This is a genomic window from Sphingorhabdus sp. (assembly GCF_046292425.1).
Lineage (GTDB): Bacteria > Pseudomonadota > Alphaproteobacteria > Sphingomonadales > Sphingomonadaceae > Sphingorhabdus_B.
Map to the genome: position 1 here is coordinate 1 of NZ_JBKBQV010000092.1, position 1,156 is coordinate 1,156.

The following is a 1,156-nucleotide window of genomic DNA, read 5'->3' on the forward strand; positions in this document are numbered from 1 at the left end:
ATGCGGGCGCTGGCGGAGGCGCTCCGCCGCATAGCCGAGGAACACGGCGCACGCTTTCGGCTCGGAACGGCGGTTCGCAGCATCGAAGTCTCTCATGGCCGCGCGTCAGCGATCATTCTCGACGATGGCGAACGCCTGTCTGCAGACGCGATAGTCGTGAACGCCGACCCGGCAACCATGGCCGGCGGTTACCTGGGAGACGCGGTGCGGAAGTCCGTGCCGAACCAGATCGGCGCGAAGCGGTCTCTGTCCGCGATGGTCTGGCTCGCTCACGCCAGGACAAGCGACTTTCCGCTCTCGCGTCACAACGTCTTTTTCTCGCCCGATTACCCGCGAGAGTTTCGCGATATCGCCGGTGGCGGCTCGCCGCGCGACCCCAGCGTTTACGTCTGCGCGCAGGACAGGTCCGCAGGAGAAAGCGATCACGCGAAGGGGCGGGAGCGATTGCAGATCATCGTCAATGCCCCGCCCAACGGCGACAGCCATTCCTACACAATCGAGGAGACCGAGCAATGCACACTGGCCATGAGCCGCAGCTTGCGGCGCTGCGGGCTGGAGCTGGAGGACCCGTTTCCTCACCGACTGCTCACGCCGAACGAGTTCGAAGCCTTTTCGCCCGGGACCGGCGGAGCGATCTATGGACGGGCCTCGCACGGCTGGGCGGCGTCCTTCCTCCGGCAGGGAACGCGGACACGGATCCCTGGGCTCTATTGCGCGGGTGGAAGCACCCACCCGGGGGCGGGTGTGCCGATGGCCGCCTTGTCCGGGCAACTGGCAGCGCGGACAGTGATGCAAGACCGCGCTTCGACGCGGCGATTCCATCCGGTGGCTACGGCTGGTGGTACATCGACGCGACGAGCGACGCCGACGGTCCCGATGGAGGGCAATACGGCCTGACGATCATCGCCTTCCTCGGCAGCGTCTTCTCGCCCTACTATCGCAGAAGCGGGCGCGGCGATCCTATCGATCACGCGGCGCTCAATGTGGCGCTCTACGGACCCAAGGCACGCTGGACGATGACCGAGCGATCGCGTTCCTCCGTCGATCGCGATGCCGATACGATCACGATCGGCCCGAGCGCGATGCGCTGGACGGGAGATGCGCTCGAGATCGAGATCGAGGAACGCGACAAACGCGTCGGTGTGCCGTGGCAACG

Annotated in this window: 1 protein-coding gene; it reads left to right on the forward strand. The window is 66.1% G+C overall.

The genetic code is table 11. The features are described from left to right. On the forward strand, window positions 1-897 hold an 897-nt coding region (locus tag ACK4S7_RS13000), incomplete at its 5' end, for a phytoene desaturase family protein (RefSeq protein WP_409647651.1). Window positions 898-1,156: the final 259 nt, after the last annotated feature.